At 69.8% G+C, this 25,283-nt stretch carries 21 protein-coding genes; 13 read left to right on the top strand and 8 right to left on the bottom strand.

The genetic code is table 11. The features are described from left to right. Positions 1-28 precede the first annotated feature (28 nt). Together FB384_RS00540 and FB384_RS00535 are read right to left on the bottom strand one after the other, a co-directional pair. Complete coding sequence (locus FB384_RS00540) at positions 29-1,027, bottom strand: aldo/keto reductase family protein (RefSeq protein ID WP_183778135.1); 999 nt, start codon at positions 1,025-1,027, stop codon at positions 29-31. A gap of 209 nt (positions 1,028-1,236) precedes the next feature. Then, entirely contained in the window at positions 1,237-1,908 is a 672-nt protein-coding gene (locus FB384_RS00535) for a DUF3043 domain-containing protein (RefSeq protein ID WP_183778133.1), read from the bottom strand. 195 nt (positions 1,909-2,103) lie between these two features. On the opposite strand from FB384_RS00535, the gene FB384_RS00530 reads away from it, so the two are divergent. Next, entirely contained in the window at positions 2,104-2,475 is a 372-nt protein-coding gene (locus FB384_RS00530) for a HesB/IscA family protein (protein ID WP_183778131.1), read from the top strand. A gap of 677 nt (positions 2,476-3,152) precedes the next feature. Here FB384_RS00530 and FB384_RS00525 read toward each other — a convergent pair. Together FB384_RS00525 and asnB are read right to left on the bottom strand one after the other, a co-directional pair. Then, on the bottom strand, positions 3,153-4,154 hold the full coding sequence (locus tag FB384_RS00525; RefSeq protein ID WP_183778129.1) for a DUF2510 domain-containing protein: 1,002 nt from the start codon (positions 4,152-4,154) through the stop codon (positions 3,153-3,155). Positions 4,155-4,420: 266 nt separating this feature from the next. Further along, positions 4,421-6,349 carry an asparagine synthase (glutamine-hydrolyzing) gene (gene asnB / locus FB384_RS00520; protein WP_183778127.1) on the bottom strand — a complete coding sequence of 643 codons (1,929 nt, stop codon included), beginning with the start codon at positions 6,347-6,349 and terminating at the stop codon, positions 4,421-4,423. 260 nt (positions 6,350-6,609) lie between these two features. On the opposite strand from asnB, the gene ctaC reads away from it, so the two are divergent. Both ctaC and FB384_RS00510 read left to right on the top strand, forming a co-directional pair. After that, complete coding sequence (gene ctaC, locus FB384_RS00515) at positions 6,610-7,578, top strand: aa3-type cytochrome oxidase subunit II (protein WP_183778125.1); 969 nt, start codon at positions 6,610-6,612, stop codon at positions 7,576-7,578. A 128-nt stretch (positions 7,579-7,706) separates the two neighbouring features. Beyond that, positions 7,707-8,126 carry a cytochrome c oxidase subunit 4 gene (locus tag FB384_RS00510; protein ID WP_183778123.1) on the top strand — a complete coding sequence of 140 codons (420 nt, stop codon included), beginning with the start codon at positions 7,707-7,709 and terminating at the stop codon, positions 8,124-8,126. 158 nt (positions 8,127-8,284) lie between these two features. Here the strand turns inward: FB384_RS00510 and trpD are convergent, their stop codons facing one another. Both trpD and FB384_RS00500 read right to left on the bottom strand, forming a co-directional pair. Then, positions 8,285-9,328 (bottom strand): anthranilate phosphoribosyltransferase, encoded by a 1,044-nt coding sequence (trpD, locus tag FB384_RS00505; protein WP_183778121.1) that lies wholly within the window; start codon positions 9,326-9,328, stop codon positions 8,285-8,287. 8 nt (positions 9,329-9,336) lie between these two features. Next, positions 9,337-9,747, bottom strand: coding sequence for a response regulator (locus FB384_RS00500; protein WP_183778119.1), 411 nt, complete (start codon positions 9,745-9,747; stop codon positions 9,337-9,339). A gap of 161 nt (positions 9,748-9,908) precedes the next feature. On the opposite strand from FB384_RS00500, the gene ctaE reads away from it, so the two are divergent. The 4 genes from ctaE to qcrB all read left to right on the top strand — a co-directional run bounded on the left by ctaE (position 9,909) and on the right by qcrB (position 14,253). After that, entirely contained in the window at positions 9,909-10,538 is a 630-nt protein-coding gene (gene ctaE / locus FB384_RS00495; protein ID WP_183778117.1) for an aa3-type cytochrome oxidase subunit III, read from the top strand. 66 nt (positions 10,539-10,604) lie between these two features. Further along, complete coding sequence (gene qcrC / locus FB384_RS00490) at positions 10,605-11,432, top strand: cytochrome bc1 complex diheme cytochrome c subunit (protein WP_183778115.1); 828 nt, start codon at positions 10,605-10,607, stop codon at positions 11,430-11,432. A 2-nt stretch (positions 11,433-11,434) separates the two neighbouring features. After that, positions 11,435-12,580 (top strand): cytochrome bc1 complex Rieske iron-sulfur subunit, encoded by a 1,146-nt coding sequence (gene qcrA, locus FB384_RS00485; RefSeq protein ID WP_183778113.1) that lies wholly within the window; start codon positions 11,435-11,437, stop codon positions 12,578-12,580. Then, on the top strand, positions 12,577-14,253 hold the full coding sequence (gene qcrB, locus FB384_RS00480; protein ID WP_183778111.1) for a cytochrome bc1 complex cytochrome b subunit: 1,677 nt from the start codon (positions 12,577-12,579) through the stop codon (positions 14,251-14,253). Before qcrA ends, qcrB begins: the two co-directional genes overlap by 4 nt. A 72-nt stretch (positions 14,254-14,325) precedes the next feature. Here qcrB and FB384_RS00475 read toward each other — a convergent pair whose 3' ends face one another. After that, on the bottom strand, positions 14,326-14,610 hold the full coding sequence (locus FB384_RS00475; protein WP_183778109.1) for an Lrp/AsnC family transcriptional regulator: 285 nt from the start codon (positions 14,608-14,610) through the stop codon (positions 14,326-14,328). Positions 14,611-14,659: 49 nt separating this feature from the next. After that, complete coding sequence (locus tag FB384_RS00470) at positions 14,660-16,351, bottom strand: DEDD exonuclease domain-containing protein (protein ID WP_183778108.1); 1,692 nt, start codon at positions 16,349-16,351, stop codon at positions 14,660-14,662. Positions 16,352-16,733: 382 nt separating this feature from the next. On the opposite strand from FB384_RS00470, the gene FB384_RS00465 reads away from it, so the two are divergent. The 6 genes from FB384_RS00465 to FB384_RS00440 all read left to right on the top strand — a co-directional run bounded on the left by FB384_RS00465 (position 16,734) and on the right by FB384_RS00440 (position 25,176). Beyond that, positions 16,734-17,546, top strand: coding sequence for an endonuclease/exonuclease/phosphatase family protein (locus FB384_RS00465; protein WP_183778106.1), 813 nt, complete (start codon positions 16,734-16,736; stop codon positions 17,544-17,546). 55 nt (positions 17,547-17,601) lie between these two features. After that, positions 17,602-19,077, top strand: coding sequence for an NYN domain-containing protein (locus tag FB384_RS00460; RefSeq protein WP_183778104.1), 1,476 nt, complete (start codon positions 17,602-17,604; stop codon positions 19,075-19,077). Between the two features lie 232 nt (positions 19,078-19,309). Beyond that, positions 19,310-19,531: a hypothetical protein gene (locus tag FB384_RS00455; protein ID WP_183784741.1), complete on the top strand. Its 222-nt coding sequence runs from the start codon at positions 19,310-19,312 to the stop codon at positions 19,529-19,531. 606 nt (positions 19,532-20,137) lie between these two features. Further along, the gene (locus FB384_RS00450) at positions 20,138-21,202 is read left to right on the top strand and encodes an NlpC/P60 family protein (protein ID WP_183784739.1); all 1,065 of its coding nucleotides are present in this window, start codon (positions 20,138-20,140) and stop codon (positions 21,200-21,202) included. Between the two features lie 51 nt (positions 21,203-21,253). Continuing rightward, complete coding sequence (locus tag FB384_RS00445; protein ID WP_183778101.1) at positions 21,254-22,423, top strand: glycosyltransferase family 4 protein; 1,170 nt, start codon at positions 21,254-21,256, stop codon at positions 22,421-22,423. 425 nt (positions 22,424-22,848) lie between these two features. Further along, positions 22,849-25,176: a SulP family inorganic anion transporter gene (locus tag FB384_RS00440; RefSeq protein ID WP_183778099.1), complete on the top strand. Its 2,328-nt coding sequence runs from the start codon at positions 22,849-22,851 to the stop codon at positions 25,174-25,176. Positions 25,177-25,283 lie beyond the last annotated feature (107 nt).

Genomic DNA, 25,283 nt, shown 5'->3' with positions numbered 1-25,283 from the left:
GCGCCCAGGATTCACAGCGCCCGGGGATTCACAGCGATTCGGGGCTCTTCGTCTCGCGCGGGTCGGTGACCACGACGTCGCCGAGCGCGTCGTCGATGGCCGTCATCAGGTCGTCGTCCAGCGTCACGCCGACGGCCTTGACGTTCTCGTGCACCTGCTCCGGGCGGGACGCGCCGATGATCGCCGACGCGACGCCCGGGTTCTGCAGCACCCACGCCACCGCCAGCTGAGCCAGCGACAGGTCGGCCTGCTGCGCCAGCGGGGTGAGCTTCTCGACCCGCTCGAGCACCTCGTCACGCAGGAACTTCTGGACGGTGTTCGCACCGCCCTTCTCGTCGGTCGCGCGCGAGCCGGCGGGGAGGGGCTGACCCGGCTTGTACTTGCCGGTGAGCACGCCCTGCGCGATCGGCGACCACACGATCTGGCTCATGCCCTCCCGCTCGGAGGCGGGCACGACCTGGTCCTCGATGACGCGCCACAGCATGTTGTACTGCGGCTGGTTCGACACGAACGGGATCCTCAGCTCGCGGGCCAGTTCGGCACCGCGGGTGATCTGCTCGGCGGTCCACTCCGAGACGCCCACGTAGAGCACCTTGCCCTGCCGGACCAGGTCGGCGAAGGCCTGCATCGTCTCTTCGAGCGGCGTCGTGTGGTCGAACCGGTGTGCCTGGTACAGGTCCACGTAGTCGGTGTCGAGACGCTTCAGCGAGGCGTGCGCCGACTCCATGATGTGCTTGCGGCCCAGGCCCTTGTCGTTCGGGCCCTTCGGGCCGGTCGGCCAGAAGACCTTGGTGAAGATCTCCAGGCTCTCGCGGCGCTGCCCCTGCAGGCCGCGCCCGAGCACGGACTCGGCGGCCGTGTTCGCGTAGACGTCGGCGGTGTCGAAGGTCGTGATGCCGGCGTCCAGTGCCGCCTTGATGCAGGCGTGCGCCTGGTCCTCCTCCACCTGGGAACCGTGGGTGAGCCAGTTGCCGTACGAGATCTCACTGACATTGAGGCCGCTGCGGCCGAGACGTCGAAACTCCATGCCTGGAGCTTATGCAGTGGCGCGAAGCGCCTCCGGTTGGGTGGCGGAGGGAGACGGGCGGTCTCATCCCCGTAGTTCGCGTGGCTAACGACCCGGCGGTGTGGCGATCGAGACGTCTCGCGCACTGTGGTCCGGCACCGCGCCACTGTGGTCCCGCATCGCGCCGTGGAGGTCGTCACACGGCTGCGCGCCGTGGCAGGCTCACGTCGTTACGGGATCGGGTCGCCCGCCTTGAGCCGCGGCTTCGGCACCCGCAGCCGCCGCAGCTGGCTCGCGCGCACGAACGCGTACCAGCCGAGCGAGGCACCGCGGATCGTCTCGTTCGGGAAGCGCTCCCGTGCGGCCTTGGCCACCCGCCTGCCGTTGATGAAGCCCTCGACCAGCATGCCCAGCAGGAAGATCGTCGTGAACAGCGTGGCGTACTGCTGGATCGCCACGATCGGCACCAGCAGCGACAGGAACACCAGTACGGCCAGCGGCATGAACAGACCCAGGATGTTGCGCCGCGCGTCGATCAGGTCGCGCACGTACGCCTTCACCGGGCCACGGTCGCGGGGCAGCAGGTAGCGCTCGTCGCCGGCCATCATCTTCTCCCGGCGTTCCCGGGCGGCGGCGCGGCGCGCTTCCTTGTCCTCCTTGGTAACCGGATTCTGCTTCTTCAGCTCCCGGTTCCGGCGGATCGCCTCGCGCGTGGTGGTCGGCGGCGGTGCGACCGGGCCGCGGCGCTTGCCCTCGGCCTCGACACGCTTCGGTGTCGGCCTGCCCTTGCCCGGGGTGTAGCCCTTGGGCACGTCGGATTCGCCGGACTCGTCGACGTCGACCGCGGTCTCGGCGGCATCGGATTCGGACTTCCGGGCATTGTTGCGGCGCAGGAACCTCACGCTGCCAGGGTATTGCAGTGCTCACTGCCGTTGTTCAGGCGGTCGCCGGATGTGCCACCATGGCGACTGGGGAACAAGACGGCCGTCCTCATTGTTGCCTCCGGTGGAACACTGGAGTGAGCATGGGGAATGTCCGCTCCGTGAGGCGACTGCCGTGCGGAGATCGAGCCCCGGACAGCGACTTGAGGGAGTGCCATGACGACCGCTGAGCAGACCGGCAACAACGCCGCCGAGGAGGCCACCCACGGCGTCATCCTGACCGAGACCGCCGCCGGCAAGGCCAAGGCGCTGCTCGACCAGGAGGGCCGCGACGACATGCACCTGCGTATCGCGGTGCAGCCGGGCGGCTGTGCGGGCCTGCGCTACCAGCTCTTCTTCGACGAGCGTGAGCTCGACGGCGATCTGTACCGCGACTTCAACGGACTGCGCGTCGCGGTGGACCGGATGAGCGCTCCGTACGTCGAGGGTGCCCAGATCGACTTCGTCGACACGATCGAGAAGCAGGGCTTCACCATCGACAACCCGAACGCGGGCGGTTCCTGCGCCTGTGGCGACTCGTTCCACTGAGTCCCGCCCCGCCGTGGCGGGGACTGTGAACTGCGAAAACGGGCGTCGGTCTTCGTGACCGGCGCCCGTTTTCGCTGTCGTCGGCCCGGCCGAGCGTCGCCGACCGGTCCCGGGGACGGGGAGTGGGGCCGCGATCGCCGTTGACCGCGGCTCCGCAGAGCGTGCCTGGTGTCAGACGTACGCGTCCAGTCCTGAGACCTGAGCGTGACATGCCTCGTCCACATTCCACGGCCGAGCGGACGGGTACGGGCGCTGTCCGGGCACGTGCGGGCGGGGAATGTCGCGGCAGTCGGCGATGAGGTCGTCAAGGGATTCCGGCTCGGGCGAGCCCGGCGCGGTACGGAAGGCGGAGGTACGGGGGACGGATTCACGGTCGGCGCTGTTCATTGCGCCCGAACCTAGGCAGCCCTGCCGCCGGGCAACAGGCTTACCCATCGGTAGTGGGCTCGTACCGCCCGGTAGTCGCTCGGCAGGGTTACGCGCCGTCGCGATCCCGGCCGCTAGACCGGACTCCGTCGCCGATGCGGCCTCCGGTGGCAGCGACATACCAGCGCGGCGACGTACCAGCGCGGCGACATACCAGCGCGGCGACGTGCCAGCGCGGCGACGTACCGAGGCGGCGACGTGCCCGGTGGCAGGGACACACCCGGTGAGGGACAGCGACGCGGCCGGCGGTGTCAGAACAGAGACGCCTGCGTCTTCGAGAAGAACGCGTTGTCCACCGCAATGATGCCCGCCAGGATCATCGTGCCCAGCGGTTCGGCGAGCGGAGCGGGTCGCGTCAGGTTGTAGGCGTCCTCCCTGGAGAACATCGGCGGTTTGCGTTCACACTCGACGACCTGCTGCCCGCCCGCGTCGGTCAGGTTGAGGACGTTGTTCCGTATCCCGCCCACCTTCAACTGACCGATACGCATGCCGCCGGCGTACAGGCCCATCGTGATCCGGCCGACGAGCTTCTCGGACTCCACGTGGCCCAGGGGTGCACCGTTCGGCAGGGTGACGTCGAAGCGAGGCTTGGCCGCCGACTGGGCACGCAGCGCCCTGGCGATGTGGAAGTACGGCGTGCCGGAGGCGTCGAACAGTTCGAAATGCTGGGACAGGCCAGCGCCACCACCGTCGTCGCTGTAGGTACGGGCCTGTTTCGACGCGTCCGGGCTCACCTGGACGACGGCGCCGAGCAGGGCTCCGGACGGGTCGGTCACCGCATAGCTCGCCTGGACGAACATGCCGACGAACAGGCGCTTGTCCTGCACGATGTGCAGGGCCGGGGCGGTGTACACGGGACCCGCGCCCGGCTGCGCCTGCGCGCCCGGCTGTGGTGCGCCGGGTTGCGGCGCGGGGCCTGCCTGGTCCGGCTGCGCGACCGGGGCGGGGCCGTGAGACGGCTGCTGCGGTCCTCCTGGCTGCTGAGGTCCTGCCGGATTCTGCTGCGGGTACGGCGGCTGCGGTGCGCCCTGCGGGGCCTGCGGTGGGGGAGTGGGCTGCTGCGGTGACTGCTGGTGGGCCGAATACGGCTGGGCCGCGTGCTGCGGTGGCGGCACCGAACGCGGTGGCGGCTGGGGCGGGACCGGTTGTTGCGGGACCGGCTGCGTGTAGGGCGTCCACCGGTAGCCGTCCCACCAGCGCATGTAGCGGGCGTCGGTCTGGTCCGGGTACCACCCGGGCGGTGGCTGCGTCATGGCCGCACCTTAACCGCGGGCACGCGGCGGCGCCCTGTCGACAACCGGCCGTGACAACGGGTGGCCCGGCGCGGTGGAACGCCCGCGGAGTATCGACCCGGCACCCGGTGTGGTCCCGCCGCGGCGGGACCGACGCAGGCCTCGCCACCTCGCCCGGACGCGCCGCCCGGACCCCCGCCACGGCGTCCCGTCGAGAGGTCTCCACACAGCACCGCCCGGTGGCGCCCGCCGTGCGGGCACCACCGGGCGGCGGGCGGCGGAGGACGTCAGAGGTACACGGGGTACTGGGGTTCCGGGACGTCGACCTTGATGCGGTTCTCCATGAAGACGCCGTGCCAGATCATGAACACCAGCAGGGCCCAGAGCCGGCGACTGTGGTCGAGCGTGCCCGCACGGTGCTCGTCGAGCAGGGCGCGGACCGCCGCCTTGTCGAGCAGGTGGCCGGTCTGCGAGTCGGCGATGATGCCGCGGGCCCAGTCGTACATGTCGTTTCGCAGCCAGTGGCGGATCGGCACGGGGAAGCCGAGCTTGCGGCGGTTCAGCACGTGCGAGGGAACGATGCCGTCGAGCGCCCTGCGGAGCGCGAACTTCGTCGTCTCCTTGGTGATCTTCTGGTCGAGGGGAATGCCCGACGAGACGCGGAACACCTCGGAGTCGAGGAACGGCACGCGCAGTTCGAGCGAGTTGGCCATCGTCACCTTGTCCGCCTTGACGAGGATGTCGCCGCGCAGCCACGTGAACAGGTCGATGTGCTGCATCCGCGACACCGGGTCCCAGCCGCGGGACAGGTCGTACCAGCGGCCGGTGACGTCCTGGTGGCCGACGCCCTCGGCGAAGTTCGGCAGGACCTCGCGCAGCTGGTCGTCGCGGAACAGCCGGGCGTTGCCGTAGTAGCGCTCCTCGAGCGGCAGCGATCCGCGCCGCAACAGGTCCTTGCCGCGCGTGCCCTCGGGAATGGCCTTCGACACCTTTCCGGCGAGCCGCCGCAGCGCACCGGGCACCTTCTCGAACGGCGCCAGCGACAGCGGTTCGCGGTAGATCGTGTAACCGCCGAACAGCTCGTCGGAGCCCTCGCCGGAGAGCACGACCTTCACGTGTTTGCGCGCCTCGCGGGCGATGAACCACAGCGGCACGAGCGCAGGGTCGGCGACCGGGTCGTCGAGGTACCAGACGATCAGCGGCAGCGTCTCCATCATCTCCTGGGCGGAGACGGTGCGGACGACGTGCTTGACGCCGATCGCGGCCGCGGACTCGGCCGCGACGTCGACCTCCGAGTAACCCTCGCGCTCGAACCCGGTGGTGAAGGTGATCAGGTTCGGGTTGTGTTCCTTGGCCAGTGCGGCGATCGCGGTCGAATCGATGCCGCCCGACAGGAACGAGCCGACCGTCACGTCGGCGCGCATGTGCTTGGCCACCGAGTCGCGCATCACCTCGGCGATCTCCTCGTGCAGCGCCGCCGTCTGGGCGGGACCGGAGACCGGCTTGGTGCGGAACTCGGGGGAGAAGTAGCGGTCGGTGCGCAGTTCACCGCCGGGCGAGACGGTGAACGACGTGCCGGACTCGATGCGCCGCACGTTCCGGTGCAGCGACTCGGGCTCGGGCACGTACTGGAGGACGAGGTAGTGCTGCAGTGCCACCGGGTCGAGTTCGTCGGCCAGGCCGAGCGTGCCGGTCAGCGCGAGCAGGCTCTTCTTCTCGCTGGCGAAGGCCACACCGTTCGGGCCGGTCGAGACGAACAACGGCTTGATGCCGAACGGATCGCGCGCCCCGAAGACGACCTTCGCCTCGGAGTCCCAGATCAGGAACGCGAACATGCCGCGCAGTCGGCCGACGGCGGCAGGGCCGAGGTGGTGATAGGCGGCGACGATCGCCTCGGTGTCGCCTTCTGTGTCGAAGGTCGCACCGTGCTGTTCGGCGAGTTCGCTGCGCAGCTCGAGATAGTTGTAGATCTCACCGTTGAAGTTGATGGTGTAGCGCGTCGGATTCTCCGGCGGACCCCAGGTCAACGGCTGGTGCGAGTGGTCGACGTCGATGATCGCGAGGCGGTTGAAACCGAACACGATCTCGCCGTCGGCCCAGGTGTCGGTCTCGTCCGGGCCGCGATGCCGTTGGCAGCGCAGCGCCTCGCCCACGGCGGGACGTGCTGTCGCCGCGTCGTTCTCACTGGGACACACCAGTCCAAGCAGGCCGCACACGCCTCTTCACACACCTTTTTGCTCGTCGCGGGCTCGCCGAATCGGCTCGTCACGCGGCCCGCGGGCGTTGGTGCCGGGGCCGATCGCGCACCGGCCGTGACCCGGCCGTGAACCGATGCGGCGCTGGAGTCGCCAGTATGCCCGCAGTGTGTCCGCGGTAACGGCGGCGGGGGCACGGATACCCCTTGGGCGCCGATCCGGTTCACCTCGGCTAAAGTCCCCCTACGTCACGTAGTGATCGGGCGAGGAGGCATCGCGCAGTGGGCGTTCCAGAACGCACCCGGAACACACGCCGGGGCAAGGTCGCCAAGGTGACCATGCTCGCCGGGCTTGTCGCCGTCCTGGCGACGGGATGTTCCGGCGAGGAGGTCCTGCGGTTCGGGTGGCCGGAAGGTGTCACCCCCGAGGCCGACAGCATGCGGACCTTCTGGACCTGGTCCGTCATCGCCGCGCTCGTCGTCGGCGTCATCGTCTGGGGCCTGATGTTCTGGTCGATGATCTTCCACAGGAAGAAGCCTTCGGCTGCCGAGGTGGCAGGCGGGCAGGAAGCGCTCCCGCGGCAGTTCCAGTACAACGTGCCGCTCGAGCTGTTCTGCGTCGTCGTGCCCGTGATCATGGTGTGTGTGCTGTTCTTCTTCACCGCCACCACCGAGAGTCAGGTGCTGGCCGAGGAGGACGAGCCCGACGTGACGGTGGACGTCACGGCGTTCCAGTGGAACTGGGAGTTCGGCTACCCGGACGAGCAGCAGACCGAGGACGGCCAGACGATCTCCACGGTCGGCAGTTCCTCGGAGATCCCGCTGCTGGTGCTCCCGACCGACCGGACGATCCAGTACAACCTGCGGTCGACCGACGTCATCCACTCGTTCTGGGTTCCGGAGTTCAACTTCAAGCGGGACGTCATGCCGTTCCCGAAGAAGAACAACCAGGACAACACGTTCCAGAACACGATCGACAGTGAAGGCGCGTTCGTGGGCCGCTGCGCCGAGCTGTGCGGCACGTACCACGCGATGATGAACTTCGAGGTGCGGGCGCTGTCGCCGGATCTCTACGACCGGTACATCGAGCTGCGGGCCCAGACCAACACCCGGACCGGCCAGCCCAACACGGCCGCCGAGGCGCTGGAGGCGCTGCAGGACGAGGGCTGTGACGAGCAGCTGTGCAGCCCGAACGCGACCACGACGACACCGTTCGCCACCGACCGCACGCTGCGGACGGCCTCGGGCTGATCGCCTCCCGCCGGCGGACCGGGCGCGGGCCGATCCGCGTCGGTCCGCGCGGGCGGATATCGAAGTATCGGATCCATTCTCAGTACGCTGATCACGAACGCTGAGCTACCAGTAAGGACACAGGGCACATGAAGAACGAAGCCAGGCTGTTCGACATCGTCATGGTCTTCGCGTTCTTCGTGGCGGTCGTCTACGGGGTGATGACGGGCGTCATGACCGAGGACGGGGTCGAGCCGATCGGCACCGTCGCGCTGATTCTGACCGGCGGCCTCACGCTCCTGGTCGGCAGCTACATCCGGTTCGTCGGCCGCCGCATCCCGGATCGGCCGGAGGACAACGAGGAGGCCGAGGTCAGTGACGGCGCGGGCGAGCTCGGCTTCTTCAGCGCCGGCAGCTACTGGCCGGCCGGCCTCGCTGCCTTCGCGGCCCTGGCCGGCATCTCACTCGCGTTCATGCAGATCTGGCTGCTGATCTTCGCGATCATCGGCCTGCTGATCACGATCGGCGGGCTGGTGTTCGAGTACCACTCGGGGCCCAGTCACCACTGAGACCACCGAGGTCCCCGGCCACGACCGACGTCAAGGCCACGGCGGGCCGTCGCAGGTCCCGTCACAGAGGCCCTTGAGCCACCATCGCGAAGGCCCTGCCCTCCCGGCATCACCGGGGTGGCAGGGCCTTCGCGTGTGTTCGGCGGGCCGACCGGGCGTCAGCCCGCGGTCGTCGCCGAGAAGGCGATCCACCGCTGCAGCAGGTCCGCGGTCGCACTGGAGTCGAGAGCCTCGGCGGCACGCTCCAGGTGCGCGCTCAGATCGGCCGCGAGATCGCCGGAGAAACCGTGGTAGGCCGTGAGCGCGCCCGCGGCGTTCAGCAGCACGGCGTCCCGCACCGGCCCCGTTTTGCCGCTGACGAGCTCGTGGACGGCCCGGGCATTGATCTCCGGGGTCCCGCCCTTCAGATCCGCCTCGGTGGCGAGAGGGATCCCCAGAGCCTGCGGATCGATCGTCGTCTCGCGGATCGTGCCGCCGGTGATGATCCACGCCGTCGTCGTGGTCGTCGTGGTGATCTCATCGAGACCGTCGTCACCACGGACCAGCAGCACGTCGTGCCCGCGGTGGGCGTACACCTCGGCGAGCACCCGCGTCTTGTCCCGGTAGGCACAGCCGATGAGGCTCGCCGACGGCTGCGCCGGGTTGCTGAGCGGGCCGAGCATGTTGAACGTGGTCGGCACGCCCAGCTCACGCCGTGTCGCACCCGCGTACTTGAGTGCGGGGTGGAACGCGGGCGCGAAGCAGAACCCGATGCCGACCTCGGAGACGCACCGCAGCACGTCCTCCGGCGACATGGTGATCGCCACACCCATGGTCTCCAGCACATCCGCCGCACCCGACTTCGACGAGGCCGCCCGGCTGCCGTGCTTGACGACCGGAGCGCCCGTGGCGGCCACGACCAGCGACGACATCGTCGAGATGTTCACCGACCCCGCGCGGTCGCCGCCGGTGCCGACGATGTCGACGGCCGTGTAGTCGATGTCGAGCGTGCGCGCGTGCGCCAGCATGGCCGACGCCATACCGGAGATCTCCGCGGGAGTCTCACCCTTGGCCCTGAGGCCGACGGCGAACCCGCCGATCTGGGACGGGGTCGCGGCGTCGGTCATGATCTGGTCCATCGCCCACGCCGTCTCCTCCTCGGAGAGGTCGGCACGGTCGATGAGCCTGCCCAGAATCGAGGGCCAGGTCGGTGCGTCAGGCATGTGTGAGATCAACCCTGTATGGCGGTGAGGCGCTGCCTGCGCAGCACCTCGGCGATCGTTTCGGCGGCGGCGAGGGGATCCAGCGGGTGCACCAGGACGGCGTCCGCCTGTGACCAGGTCGCGAGCCACCGATCGTCGGCGCGCCGCACGGCCACGGCGATCGGCGGGCAGGCGGTGATCTCGTGTTTGAGCTGCCTGCACAGTCCGATGCCGCCCGTCGGCTGGGCCTCGCCGTCGAGAATAGCGAGGTCGACGGAGCCGGCGTCCATCTCGGCCAGTACGTCGGCGACCCCGGACGCCTCGACGTAGGTCACCGTGGGCAGGTCGGTAGCGGGCCTGCGCCCCACGGCGCCCATGATCGTGTCACGGACCTCGGGGCGGTGGCTGAACACGAGGATCCGCTGGGGGTGATCGGTCATCTGCCGTCCTCCATGTCAGGCGTTCGGGCGGCCTCGTTGCCGCCGCGCGTCGATGTTAACCGTCCCGAGCTCGCTCGACCCAGGCGATCACCAGGCGATCTCGAGGTTTCCACGACTCTCCGTAGGACCCGGGCTGCACGGCCGCGAGGCGAACAGACATAATGCGACTCGTGACAACGGCAGCTCCCAACATCAGCCAGCGAGTGCACTCGCTGAACCGGCCGAACATGGTCAGCGTCGGCACCATTGTTTGGCTGGCCAGCGAGCTCATGTTCTTCGCTGGGCTGTTCGCGATGTTCTTCACGGTCAAGGCGCAGAACGAGACGGGGCATTGGCCTCCGGTGAACGAAGCCACCGGAGAGCTGATCCACCTCGATATCGCGTACGCGCTGCCGTTCACGATCATCCTGGTGGCGTCTTCGTTCACCTGTCAGTTCGGCGTGTTCGCCGCCGAACGCGGTGACGTCTTCGGCCTGCGCCGCTGGTACCTGATCACGCTGATCATGGGCACGATCTTCGTGCTCGGGCAGGCCGGCGAGTACCTCACGCTGATCAGCGAGGGTGTGACGATCCCCTCGGGCGCCTACGGCACGGTCTTCTACATGACCACGGGCTTCCACGGCCTGCACGTCATCGGCGGTCTGATCGCGTTCGTCTACCTGCTCATCCGGACGAAGTTGAGCAAGTTCACACCGGCGCAGGCCACCTCGGCCATCGTCGTGTCGTACTACTGGCACTTCGTCGACATCGTGTGGATCGGCCTGTTCGCGGTGATCTACATCGTCCCCTGACGCATTGACCACTGTGATCCGTTCTCCCCAGTACGGCCGAACTGACAGCAAGGGTTGCCGCAGAAGATGACCTCCACGAAGAAGCCCGCAGCGGCGGGCGACCGGCGAGCGGGCCGCCGCTCGAAGTTCCGCAGGCGGGTCGCCGGATTCGCCGCGCTCGCGATGGCGCTGATCGGTGCGGGCGGCATGTACGCCGTGTTCGCGCCGGAGCCGCAGACCGCCGAGGCGCAGACGGATTCGGCCCAGCTGCGCAAGGGCGAGCAGATCTACAACAACACCTGCATCTCGTGCCACGGGTCGAACCTGCAGGGCGTCGAGGACAAGGGCCCGAGCCTCGTCGGCGTCGGCGAGGCCTCGGTGTACTTCCAGGTCTCCAGCGGCCGGATGCCGATGGTCCGGCAGGAGGCACAGGCCGCGCGGAAGCCCGCGAAGTACACGCCTGCCGAGATCGATGCGCTCGGTGCCTACATTCAGGCGCACGGTGGGGGACCGCAGAGCCCCGAGGGGCACGGCGAGCAGCTTCAGGGCGAGAACCCGGCACGCGGCGGTGAGCTGTTCCGGCTCAACTGCGCGTCGTGCCACAACTTCACCGGTCAGGGCGGTGCGCTCTCGTCCGGTAAGTACGCGCCCGAGCTCGCGCCCGCGAGCGAAGAAGAGATTTACACCGCGATGCAGAGCGGTCCGCAGAACATGCCGAAGTTCTCGGATCGGCAGCTCACGCCCGAGGAGAAGCAGGACATCGTCGCCTACGTGAAATCGGTCAGCGACGGCAACAACCAGCCGGGTGGTAACTCGCTGGGCGGCCTCGGGCCGGCTTCCGAAGGTGTCATCGCGTGGGTCGTGGGGATCGGCGCCCTGATCGGCGCTACCCTGTGGATTGGATCGAGGGCATAGGCATGAGTGGCAACGAGCCAGGACCCCGTCCTTCGGACGAGGAACTCGCGGCGATGAGCCGGGACGACCTCGTCAAGCTGGGTGGCCAGCTGGACGGTGTCGAGATCGTCGATTACCCGGACCCGTGGCCGGTCAAGGGGACCAAGGCCGAGAAGCGGGCCGAGCGCGCGGTGGCGCTGTGGTTCCTGGTCGCCGCGCTCGCCGGCCTGGCGTTCGTCGTGGCGCTCATCTGGTGGCCGTGGCAGTACGAGCCGCGCGGCAACGAGTCCGGGCACTTCTGGTACAGCCTGTACACCCCGGTGCTGGGCATCACGATGGGCATCTCGGTGCTGGCCATCGCGTTCGGTGCGCTGCTGTACGCGAAGAAGTTCATCCCGAACGAGACCGCGATCCAGCAGCGCAGCGACAACATGGGCGAGGGGTCGCCCGAGGTCGACCGGAAGACCATCGTCGCGCACCTGGCCGACGCCGGTGACGCATCGACCATCGGCCGGCGGTCGATGATCAAGCGCACGGCCGGTCTCGGTGTCGGTGCGCTGGGCCTCGGTGTGGTCGCGCTGCCGGTGGCGTCGTTCATCAAGGACCCGCACGCCAACGCCGACAACAAGGACGGCCTGGTCCACACGGGCTGGCAGAAGGAGCACCCGGACGAGGTCGTCTATCTGCGCCGCCACACCGGCGACGCGAACGAGGTCTCGCTCGTCCGTCCCGAGGAGCTCGACGCGGGTGGCATGGAGACGGTCTTCCCGTTCCGCGAGTCCGAGCGCGGTGACCACGAGGCGCTGCTGCACGCCGTCCGCCGGTCCGACAATCCGGTCATGTTGATCCGCCTGCGTCCCGAGGACGCCGCCAACGCGGTGAAGCGCAAGGGCCAGGAGGACTTCAACTACGGCGACTTCTACGCCTTCACCAAGATCTGCAGCCACGTCGGTTGCCCGACGTCGCTGTACGAGCAGCAGACCAACCGCATCCTGTGCCCGTGTCACCAGTCGCAGTTCGATGCGCTGAACTACGCCAAGCCGGTCTTCGGCCCGGCGACGCGTGCGCTGGCTCAGCTGCCGATCACGGTGCACACCGACGGTTACCTGATCGCCCGGCACGACTTCATCGAGCCGATCGGACCCGGTTTCTGGGAGCGCAAGTCATGAGCTCACTGACGACACCGACCAAGGGCTCCAGCGCTCTCGCGCAGCACGCCTCCGAGGCGGCGAACAACGCCGACCAGCGGTACATGCTGTCCAAGGGCCTGCGGCACCAGATGAACAAGGTCTTCCCGACGCACTGGTCGTTCCTGCTCGGGGAGATCGCGCTCTACAGCTTCATCATCGTCATCCTCTCGGGCGTCTACCTGACGCTGTTCTTCGACCCGTCGATGGCCGAGGTGGTCTACGAAGGGCCGTACGAGAACCTGCAGGGCATCGAGATGTCCCGCGCGATGGCGAGCACGCTCGAGATCTCGTTCGAGGTCAGGGGCGGACTGTTCGTGCGCCAGGTGCACCACTGGGCCGCGTTGATCTTCGTCGCGGCGATGGTCGTGCACATGCTCCGCGTGTTCTTCACCGGCGCGTTCCGCCGTCCTCGCGAGGCCAACTGGATCATCGGTGCGCTGCTGCTGATCCTGGGTGCGTTCGAAGGCTTCTTCGGCTACTCGCTGCCGGACGACCTGCTGTCCGGTACGGGTATCCGCGCGACGCTGTCCGGCATCGTGCTGTCGGTGCCGGTGGCCGGCACGTGGCTGCACTGGGCGCTGTTCGGTGGCGAGTTCCCGGGCACGGTGATCGTGCCGCGGATGTACACGCTGCACATCCTGCTCATCCCGGGCATCATGCTCGCGCTGGTCGCCGTGCACCTGGCGCTCGTGTGGTACCAGAAGCACACGCAGTTCCCCGGCAAGAAGCGCAAGGAGACCAACGTCGTCGGCGTCCGGATCGTCCCGGTGTTCGCCGTCAAGGCGGGTGCGTTCTTCGCGGTGGTCACCGGTTTCATCGCGCTGATGTCGGGTCTGTTCCAGATCAACGCGGTCTGGCACATCGGGCCGTACAACCCGTCACAGGTGTCCGCGGGGTCCCAGCCCGACTGGTACATGGCCTGGGCCGACGGCATTCTCCGTATCTGGCCTGCGTGGGAGCTGTATCTCGGCAACTACACGGTGCCTCCGGTGTTCTTCGCGGGCGCGATCGGCATGGGCATCCTGTTCACGGTGTTCATCGCGTATCCGTTCATCGAACGGAAACTGTCGAAGGACACCGCACATCACAACCTGTTGCAACGGCCGCGGGACGCACCGGTACGGACGAGCCTCGGCGTGATGGCGCTGACGTTCTTCATGGTGCTGGAGGTGTCCGGCTTCAACGACATCTTCGCGTTCGCGTTCGACATCTCGCTCAACGCGACGACGTGGATGGGCCGCATAGGCATCCTGTTGTTGCCACCGCTGGCGTACTGGATCACCTATCGGATCTGTGTCGGCCTGCAACGGTCGGACAGGGAGGTGCTGGAACACGGTCTGGAGACCGGCATCATCAAGCGCCTGCCGCACGGTGAGTTCATCGAGCTGCACCAGCCGCTCGGCCCGGTCGACGACCACGGTCACGCGGTGCCGCTCGAGTACCAGGGCGCCCCGGTGCCGAAGAAGATGAACAAGCTCGGCACGGCCGGTTCACCGGTGCCCGGTGGCTGGTGGTCGCCGGACCCGGCGGACGAGACGGCGGCACTCGAGGCCGCGCACGCCGAGCACGAACGGCAGCAGCGCGCCCGCGAGCTGGAGTCGGGGGAATCGGGCGAGCCCGAGACACCCGCAGGCTCGACGTCGCGCGAGTAGCCACGGCAGTACGCAGGGAGCCCCCGGTCTACCAGGACCGGGGGCTCCCTGCGTGTGTACGGCCGTGGCGGCTCAGGCGGATTCGATGCCCAGCTCGAACGCCGTGCCCGTGTCCGCACTGGAGTACGAGCGGAAGGCAATGTGGGTGTCGGTGTTGACGACGCCGTCGACCTTGCTGATCTTGGCGGGGATGAGCGCGGCCAGGTCTTCGTGCGAGGCCACACGCACGATGGCGATCAGGTCGACGTCGCCCGCACACGAGTAGACCTGGGACACGCCGTCGATGTCCGCGATCTCTTGTGCCGTTTCGGGAATCCGGTCGGCTGCTGCGCTGATGAGGACGATCGCGGTGATCACACTGGCCTCCTGGAGGAACGGACTGTCATGGGGCGATCGTAGTCGCGGGTCAGCCCACGTTCTCGAGCGTCGCCGCCGTGGCGACCTTCTCGAGCCACGGCGCCCAGCCACCCGCGCCGTGGACGGGTTCCGACCACGGCCGGGAGGTACGCACCAGCCTCCGGCCGGGCGTGGTGAGCCAGCGCAGCAGTAGGCCGGTCTCCTCGGCGGGCGCCCCGCGCAGCGGCCCGGACGATGGCAGGACAGTCTCGGCGGAGGCGACGAGTGCGTCGACGACGGGCATGGGCGGTGTGCCGCGCCTGGCCACGCCGGCCGAGGCGAGCCTGCCGTGCCGGATGACGGCCAGCTCCCACCCGCCGGCGCCGTCGGGCGCCGCGGCGACGAGCTCCTCGATCGCGGCGAGCGCGGTGAGCCGGTGCGCGGTCCCGACACCGCGCAGCAGCGTGACCAGCTCGTCGCGCCTGCGGGCGGCCTGCTCGAAGTGACCGTCGCCGGCAAGCGTGTCGATGTGGGCGCGCGCGGCGTGCAGGGGAGCGTCCCCGGTACCGGCGACCAGCTCGGCGATCTGCCGCGGGGCGGGGGCGTACTCGTCGACGCTCTGCCTGCCCGCACACGGTGCTCCGCACCGGCCGAGTTCGGCCAGCACACACGGCGTCCCCCGCGGGTCGCGGGCGGGGATGCGCTGCGTGCAGGTGCGCAGGCCGGTGGCACCGGCCAGGGTGTCGGCCGCCGTTTTCGCCCGTGCCTGGGAGCCGAACGGCCCGAGCGCTCCGTCGCGTTCGGACCGTACGACCGACAGCCGTGGAAACGGCTCGTCGGTGAGCACGACCCACCACTGGGTGCGCGGGTTCTTCGAACGCCGGTTGTAGGCGGGCCGGTGGGCGGCGAGCAGCCGCAGTTCCCGCACCTGGGCTTCGAGTGCGTGGGCGCATTCGATGCCGTCGACGCGCTCGGCCAGCGCCACCATTTCGCGCATGCGGCCGCGTGACTCGGAGCCGGTGAAGTACTGCCGGACACGCCGCCGCAGGTTGCGGGCGGTGCCGACGTAGAGCACCTCGTCGTTCGGCCCGCGGAACATATACACCCCGGGCGTTTCCGGCAGGTGCGCCGCGAGGGACCGTTTGCGCCGCTGGGCGGGCGTGACGTCGGGGAGGAAGTCGAGCAGTTCCTCCAGCGACTGCACCCCGACCGGGCCGACGCGCTCCAACAGCCCGTGCAGCACGTCGACGGTGGCGCGGGCGTCGTCGAGCGCGCGGTGGGTCGGCGTGCTGCTGGCGCCGAAGAGCCGCGCGAGCGCCGCCAGCCGGTGCGAACGGGTGTCGGCCTGCGACAGCACGCGGCGGGAGAGCGTGAGCGTGCACACGACGGCCGGTTTCGGCCACGTGTAGCCGTGGCCTTCGCAGGCGGCGCGCAGGAAGCGCATGTCGAACCCGGCGTTGTGGGCCACGAGGACGGCCCCGGCGGCGAACTCCAGGAAGGCGGGCAGCACCTGGTCGATCGGCGGTGCGGACTGGACCATCGCCGTGGTGATGCCGGTGAGTTCGACGATCTGCGGCGGAATCGAGGTGCGCGGATCCACGAGTGTGCCGAACTCACCGAGGATCTCGCCCCCGCGGACTTTCACGGCGCCGATCTCGGTGATGCCGTCCGGGCCAGGAGCGCCGCCTGCGGTCTCCAGGTCGACGACCACGAAGGTGACATCGCGCAGCGGGGTGCCCAGTTCGTCGAAAGCCAGCTGCATGGGCGCGGACTGTAGAGGCGGGCCCCGACAATCCCCGACCTCGGCAGGTGCACGGCCCGCGGCCTGTGACCGACAGCGCAGTGCCGGCGGTGCCGTGGTGAGACGGTGCCGTGAGGAGACGGAAGCTGACGAGGCGGTCTGGTGGTCGGCGGGACGTGCGCGGAGCCGCTGTGACGGAAGGCGCGCTGGCTGGTCGTCTTCGGGCGGCCGGCATTGCGGTGGCCGGGGCCGGGTAGCCGGGGAGGCGTCCGCGTGCGATACCAGGCGGACATCGGGGAGGGATCTTCCGCGTGCGTTCACCCGGGGCTCATCGCGTGGCCGCGTCGTTCGACCAGGATCGCCGGAGACGGTGGCGGGAACGGACGAGTGCGGAGGCGTGCGGATGCGGACACTGCGGTGGTTGGCGGCGGTACTGATGGCGGCCGGGATGGCGGCCGGAGCGATCACGCCCGCGTCGGCGGACCAACGGGCGCTCACGGTCCTGTCGTTCAACATCCACCATGCCGAAGGCACCGACGGTGCGCTCGACCTCGACCGCATCGCCCGCGTGATCGACCGCAGCGGCGCCGACGTGGCGGGCCTGCAGGAGGTCGACCGCCACTACTCGGATCGCAGCGCGTGGGCCGACCAGGCACGGGAACTCGCCCGCAAGCTCGGTTACCACGTCGTGTTCGGAGCCAACATCGACGACCCGCCATCCGCGCCCGGCGAGCGGCGGGTGCAGTACGGGACGGCCATCCTGTCCCGGTATCCGATCGTGGACTCGTCGAACACGTACCTGCACCGTTCGCCCGACCAGGAACAGCGGGGCCTGCTGCACGCCGAGCTGAACATCCGCGGCGAGCGGGTCCACGTCTACGACACGCATCTGGCGGCGTCGTCCCAGTCGGACAGGGCAGCGCAGGGACGGCAGGTCGCCGACATCATCGGCGACACCCGGCGCGCGGTGCTCGTCGGCGATCTCAACGCCGAGCCGGGCGCTCCCGAGCTCGCCCCGATCGACCGCGCGCTGACCGACGTCTGGCCCGCCGTGGGTGAGGGCGACGGGCCGACCCTGCCCTCGGAGGAACCGGAGAAGCGCATCGACTACGTGTATGCGGGCGACGACGTGACACCGGTGGCCGCGCGGGTGCTCGACGAGGAGCCGGAGGCGTCCGACCACCTTCCGGTCGTGGCGGAACTCGACATCGGCTGACGACGGACGTCGCCGGGGTCGGGAGCCGGGAGGTCGCGGAACCTAAGCTGGACGGATGGACCCGTCGTCGCACCGCCCGGACCCGTCCGGGGACCGGTCCGGCCCGCAGCAGGAGGCCGGTTCCGCAGTCGGCGCCGTTTCCGGCCCGGTGCCGGACGGGAAGCCCGGTGATGCGGTGCGGCAGGCGGGCGCCGGCGCTTCGGACGCGGCCGCCGATGCGGAGCAGGACGAGGTCGTCGACTGGCGTTCGCTACCGGAGCCGGTGCGGGACCGCCTCGCCGAACTCGCGGCGGAAGCGCTGGGCACTCTCCCGGCTGCCGACGTCCCGCGGCAGCTGAGGCCGGTCGCCCGGTTCGCACCGGCGAAACGAGCCAGCTCGGGTGCGTCGGCACTGCTGACCGGGCTGCGGGAGTCGGCGCGGTTCCGCACGGCGGTCGTCGAATGGACACGGACGCACCGGCCGGACGCGCTCGACCCGGCAGCCGGGTTCGACACCGATCCGGTGGGCGCCGCCGCGGCGGCGCTGTTGCTCGGCCAGCCGGATGCCGCGACGCGGGTCCGCGACGTCGCGCAGCGCACCGAGGACGCGTCGCTGCGGTCCGAACGCGACGCCGCGCTCGCGCGGGTGCGCAAACTCGAGACGGAGCTGGCCGAGGCACGGGAGGAACTGGAAAGCGCGCGCGCCGACGTCGAGCGGGCGCGGTCCGAACGCACCGACCAGCTCGACAAGCTTCGCGGGCGGCTGCGCAGACAGGGTCAGGAACTGCGGGAGGCCCGCGACGCCGCCGAACAGGCCCGCAGGGACGCGGAGCAGGCCACCGGAACCCGCGGCGGAGAAGCGCAACGACTGGCCGACGAACTGGTGCGGGAACGGGAACGCGCCGACGCCGAGCGCATCCGGGCCGAACGGGCCGTCGCCGACGCCGAAGCGGCCCGCCGGTCCGCCCATGAGGCCCGCGCCGCCGACGAGGTGCGGTTGCGACTGTTGCTGGACACGCTCGGCGGCGCCGCGGACGGGCTCCGGAGGGAACTCGCGCTCGGGGAGACGGGCACGGGTGCGGCTCCCGCCGACACCGTGGGCGGCGTCGTGGGGCCGGCGTCGGCAGCCGAGCGGGTCGCCGACGCCGACGCGCTCGGCAAGTTGCTCCGGTTGCCCGCGGTCCACCTCGTCGTGGACGGGTACAACGTCACCAAGACCGGTTATCCGGACCTGCCGCTGGTCGAGCAGCGTTCCCGGCTGGTCGGCCAGCTCGGCGCGCTGCAGGCCAGGGTGGGGGCCGAGGTCACGGTCGTGTTCGACGGCGCGGGTGTCACCTCCGTGCCCGCCGCGAATCCGCGCGGCGTGCGGGTGTTGTTCTCCGACCCGGGAGTGCTGGCCGACGACGTCATCCGGGACCTCGTGGCCGCCGAACCGCACGGCAGGCCCGTGATCGTCGCGACCTCCGATCAGGAGATCGTCACGGCCGTCCGGCGCAGCGGGGCGCATGCGGTGCCGTCGGACGTGTTGCTCGCCCGACTCGGCCGCACCTGAGCGGCGACGGCAGTCGCCCGGTCGTGGCGCGACGTCCGCCCGGGGTGGGCAGTCTCGGAGTCCGTTCCTGTCGGTGGCGGGTTCTACCGTGCGCGGCATGCAACGAGAGTGGAACGAGCGGCCCGGCCACCGGGACCGTGAACCCGCGGATTCCTCGAACGCCCGGGACGTCGAGGTACAGGGCTTCGAGGTACCGGGGCCGGCGACCGAGCAGCCGGCGGCCGACGACGAGCTGATCATCGACTGTGACCGGTGCCGCGTGCGGGGTGACGCGTGCCGCGACTGTGTCGTGAGCGTGTTGCTCGGCCCGCCTCCTGAGCTCCGGTGGGACGAGACGGAACGCCGCGCCGTTGACGCGCTCGCCGACGGCGGCATGGTTCCGCACCTGCGCCTCGTGCCCGTGGAACCGGTCGAACCGGGCGAGCGGACCGGCGACGACCGGCGCGCGGGCTGACCATCTGCGTCCGCGTCCCGCATCCGGGCCCGTGTGGGGCGAACGCCGCACGGCTCGACCACCCACGCACGTCGGACCGTGGACGGGCCGGGACCGCCGGCTGCGGCTACGCACGGGATGCGCGCCCCGCGTGGCCGAGGCGCGTGGCACCCCGCCTGCCGAATCGAGGTGCGTCGTTCGTCGTGCGGTGAGCGGTCCAACCAATCAGGTGAACGGTCCCGACCACTTCGGATGCACTGTGTAAGACCAGTCACAGCTACCGCTGAACCGCTGGTCCGAACGTGTCGCACTGTGCGGTGAACGATTTACGTGCCGGGGTTGCTGGACGTGGCCGATGGTGTTTCGTAACCTGGCCGAGATTTCGCGTCAGGCAGCCGTCCCACACGTTCGGCGACGCGGGATCGCCGCCGAGAGCAGCTTTTGTCGGGGAGCTGCGCCGGACCTCACGCACAGTAGCGTGACGGAGCCGCACGCGGAGGCGTTCAGTCTCGGATTTCGCATCCGGGTGCCGTGCGCCCTCGTGGCCCGGGCCGTAGTGAGGGCCCCCGACCTCACCCGGACCGATCGACCGGTAGGCGGCCGGACAGTAGAGGAGACATGAGCGACGTGCAGTCGCAGCCCGTGAAGCGCGTGATCTCGAGCGCGCTGGCGGCATCCGCCGTCGTCGCGGTTGTCACCTTCCAGTCACCGGCGACCGCTTCCCCCAACCCCGCCCTCCAAACTCCCCCGGTTTCGCAGCAGCAGTCGCAGTCCGATGCGCTCGAGCAGTACTACGAGCTCTCGGAAAAGGCGGAGAAGCTGAACGAGGCCCACCTGCAGGCGCAGTCGGACCTCGAGAAGAAACAGGGCGAGCTCGGCGACGCCAAGCAGCGCCTGCGCAACGCGAAGCAGGCCAAGCAGCGTGCGTCGGCCAACGAGGAGCGTTACCGCAAGGACGTCGACCGGTTCGCCGGCGCGTCGTTCGCCAGTGGTTCGCAGATGAACAAGATGTCGGCACTGCTGACCGGCGACTCCGCGCAGGACTTCCTGGAGCGTTCGTCGGCGCTGGACGTGCTGGCGACCGATCGCAACAAGGCGCTGAGCAAGCTCCGTGGTGCCGTCAACAGCGCCGCGACGGCAGAGCAGAAGGCACAGCAGGCGCGCAACCAGGCGGCGAAGGCCAAGAACGCCGCGGCCAAGCTGGAAGGCGACATGGCCGCGCGCAAGGAAGCCCTCGACGAGAAGATCGCCGAGGTGCGCGAGGCATCCGGCCTGCTCAGCGATTCCGATCAGGAGCAGCTGCAGGACACCGGCCCGGACGTCGGCCCGGTCACGGCGCCCGGCGCCGAGGCCCAGACGGCCGTGGACACCGCCATGGCTCAGATCGGCAAGCCGTACAGCTGGGGCGCCACCGGCCCGGACTCGTTCGACTGCTCCGGTCTGACCTCGTACGCGTACGACGCGGCGGGCATCTCGATTCCGCGGACGGCGTCCGACCAGCAGGCCGGTGCGGGCACCCCGGTGTCCCGCGACCAGCTGGCGCCCGGCGACCTCGTGTTCTCCGGTTCCCCCGCCCACCACGTGGGCATCTACATCGGCGACGACCAGATGGTCCACGCTCCGACGGAGGGTGAGCCGGTCAAGGTCGGCCCGCTGCAGGACGACTACAGCGGGGCCGTGCGGGTCGCCTGACCCCCGCACACCCACGGACCGCCCGGGCCGGGGCGGGATAGCGTGGTCACCATGCGCCGCACGCTCCTGGTGACCAACGACTTCCCGCCCCGGCCCGGTGGTATCCAGTCCTATCTGCAGGCCTTCACCTCGCGCCTGCCTTCCGACGACCTCGTCGTGTACGCGCCGTCGTGGGAGCGTGCGTCCGGCTCGTCGAGCGCGTTCGACGCACGGCAGCCGTACGAGGTCGTCCGTCATCCCACGGCGCTGATGCTGCCCACTCCCGATGTGTTGCGCCGCGCCAAGGAACTCGTGGTCTCGCGTGACTGCGACACCGTGTGGTTCGGCGCGGCCGCGCCCCTCGCGCTGCTCGGAGCTCCGTTGCGGTCCGCGGGCGCACAGCGCATCGTCGCCTCGACCCACGGTCACGAGGTGGGCTGGTCCATGCTTCCGGCCGCGCGGCAGGCGCTGCGCCGGATCGGTGACACCACCGACGTCATCACCTACGTCAGCGACTACACGCGCAAGCGCTTCGCCTCCGCATTCGGCAGGCTCGCCGGTCTGGAGCACCTGCCGTCGGGTGTCGACCCGGAGACCTTCCGTCCCGACGCCGCAGCCCGCGAGGAGCTGCGTATCCGGTACGGGCTGGGCGATCGCCCGACCGTGGTCTGTGTGTCCCGGCTCGTTCCGCGCAAGGGGCAGGACATGCTCATCCGCGCGCTGCCCGAGATCCGCGAGCGGGTGCCGGGCGCGGCCCTGCTCATCGTCGGCGGCGGGCCGTATCGCGGCCAGCTGGCCACCCTGGCCGAGCATACGGGGGTGGCCGGCGACGTCGTGCTCACCGGATCGGTGCCCGCCGAGGAGCTGCCCGCTCACTACGCCGCGGGCGACGTGTTCGCCATGCCCGCCCGCACCCGCGGCAAGGGGCTGGACGTCGAAGGACTGGGAATCGTCTACCTGGAGGCGTCGGCTACGGGGCTACCCGTGGTCGCCGGAAACTCCGGGGGCGCCCCGGAAACGGTGCTGGACGAGGTGACCGGGCACGTCGTCGACGGCAGGCGCAGCGATCAGCTCGTCGACACGGTGGCCTCACTGCTCGCGGATCCGGTGCGGGCACGCGGCATGGGCGAGGCGGGCCGTCGCTGGGTAAGTGAGCACTGGCGCTGGGACGTGCTCGCCGGGCGGCTCGCGGGACTGCTCGACGGCCGCCCCTTCGGACCGGATCGGAATCTCAAGAACTGAGACCCTCCCGGCGTTTCCGGGTGAACATCACGTTTCCCGCGCCGTGGGGCGCCGAAATTCACTCGAACCGGTTGTGTTCATTGTGGTCCCGGGAATTCGACTCCGATCGGTGACCGTTTCGGTCCGAAGTTCCGTTTTTCGGGTGAGTGACGCCCCGTCGGGCGATGTTGATCTTCGCGATCGGTTGTCCTCTGTGGAGTGACACGCGTGTGAGCATCCGATGAGGATTTCTTTCGGGGAACGGCATTACGCGCATTCCTCTGGTACTTGGTGTTGGTACTCGTAACGCGCGCGGACGCCGCGGCGGGCCGGTGACGACCCCGGTCCCATCCGTGACGACGCGTCCGTGGTCGCCGTCGACCGAGCGCCATTACCCCTGCGGATGAAACGCGGGGATTCACCCGACCTCGAGGAGGCCGTTTTTGATGACGCTGAATACCGGTCAGGAGAGCGACCAGCAGGAGGCCGATGCCGTGCCGTGGTGGAAAGTGGTGCTCCGCCACGACCTGCCGGCCTCGCTCGTGGTGTTTCTCGTCGCCGTGCCGTTGTCACTGGGCATCGCGTTGGCGTCCGGCGCACCGATCGTCGCCGGACTGATCGCCGCCGTGGTCGGCGGCATCGTGGCCGGAGCCGCAGGCGGATCGCCGCTGCAGGTCAGCGGCCCGGCCGCGGGACTGACCGTGGTCATGGCGGAGACGATCAACCAGTTCGGCTGGGCCGTCACGTGCGCCATCACCGTGGCGGCCGGTCTGTTGCAGGTCCTGTTCGGACTGAGCAGGGTGGCAAGGGCCGCGCTCGCCATCTCGCCCGCGATCGTGCACGGCATGCTTGCCGGCATCGGCATCACGATCGTGCTGGGCCAATTGCACGTCATCCTCGGTGGTGACTCGAACAGCTCCGCGATCGACAACATCCTGCAGCTGCCCGGACAACTGCTCGACCTGCACGGGCCCGCGACCTTCCTCGGCCTGCTGACCCTGGGCATCCTGCTCGTGTGGGGCAAGCTGCCCACGGCGGTGCGCAAGGTGCCCGCCCCGCTCGCCGCGATCGTGCTCGTGACCGTGCTCGCCGTCGTGACGGGCGCGTCCGCCGAACGCGTGGACCTGCCCAGCAGCGTGCTCGACATCCAGTTCGCCCCGCAGCTGCCCGGCGGTGGCTGGGCCGATTTCGCCGTCGCCGTCCTGACGATCGCGCTCATCGCGAGCATCGAGTCGCTGTTGTCGGCCGTTGCCGTCGACAAGATGCACACCGGCAAGCGCGGCAACTTCGACCGCGAGCTCATCGGCCAGGGCCTCGGCAACATGACCTCGGGTGCGCTCGGCGGCCTGCCGATCACCGGTGTGATCGTCCGCAGTTCCACCAACGTGGCCACGGGTGCCCGCACGCGCGCGTCGGCGATCCTGCACGGCGTGTGGGTGCTGCTGTTCACCGCACTGCTGGCGACGGTGATCGAGAGCATCCCGCTGGCGGCGCTCGCGGGGCTGCTGGTGCACGTCGGCGCGAAGCTCGTCAACACCGCGCACATCCGCGAGGTTCTCCGCCACGGCGACCTGTCGCTGTACGTCGTGACCGTGGCCGGCGTGGTGCTGATCGACCTGCTCTCGGGCGTGCTCATCGGCATCGGGCTCTCGGTGCTGCTCATGCTCCACCGCACGATGTGGTCGGCGGTGCACTCCGAGGGCGAGGGCGACACGCGGCGCATCGTCATCGAAGGGGCGCTGACGTTCCTGTCGGTGCCGCGGCTCTCGGCAATCCTCAATGGACTCCCGGAGCGCAGTACGGTCACGTTGGAGCTCGTCGTCGACTACCTCGACCACGCCGCGTTCGACTGCCTGCACACCTGGCAGGAGGCCCACGAACGGTCGGGCGGCCGCGTGATCGTCGACGAGGTCGGCCACCCGTGGTTCGCGCGTGGCAAGGGCGGCAGCCCGATCGTGCGCAAGGACCGTGCCGGTGCCGCCGTGCCGCGCTGGTTGGCCCCGTGGTCCGAGTGGATGGCCAGGGACGGGGCCACAGTGGAGGCCGACGCCCCGGTGCGGATCCCGGACCAGCGCCCAGCTCCGCAGTGCGACACCCCGGACCCGGCACCGTCCCACGCCACCCCGCTGCGCCGCGGGACCTCCGAGTTCCAGACCCGCACCGCGCCGCTGGTGCGCGAGACGATGAGCAGGCTGGCCGCGGGGCAGCAGCCCCACACCCTGTTCATCACGTGCGCGGACGCGCGCATCGTGCCGAACGTGATCACCACCAGCGGTCCCGGCGACATGTTCACCGTCCGCAACGTCGGCAACCTCGTCCCGCCCCATGAGCGGCACTCCGGCGACGGTGCCGCCGTCTGGTCGTCGGTCGAGTTCGCCGTCGGCGTGCTCGGCGTCAGCGAGATCGTGGTGTGTGGACACTCCTCGTGCGGTGCGATGCGTGCGCTGCTCGACGGGGTTCCGGAGGAGCTGACCGGGCTGGCGGGCTGGCTCGGGCACGGCGAGCCCGGTTTGGAGCGCAGCCGCACGGCCACGCCGGCACGGCTCGACGGCGCCGAACCGGCGCACGCGGGCGATGCGCTGGCCCTGCACAGCGTGCTCCAGCAGCTCGACCACCTGCGCGAGTCGCCGCTGGTGCGGTCGGCCGTCGAACGCGGTGAGCTCACTCTGACCGGCATGTACCTCGACGTGGGAAACGCACAGGTCTATCTGCTGGACCCGGTGACGGACAACTTCGAGCCGGCGGGCGTGCGCGGCGCAGCGCAGGCCCGGTGACGGCCGCCGGTGCGGGCGGGCTAGTGTCGACGAGTGGAGTCGGCACGCGGCGGTCCCGCCCGCGCCGGCGCCGACCGGCGACGGGGACGATGATCGCTTCCGTCGCC

The sequence above is a fragment of the Prauserella sediminis genome, from assembly GCF_014195435.1.
GTDB classification, from domain to species: Bacteria; Actinomycetota; Actinomycetes; order Mycobacteriales; family Pseudonocardiaceae; genus Prauserella; species Prauserella salsuginis.
This window is presented reverse-complemented; position numbering and strand designations above follow the sequence as displayed.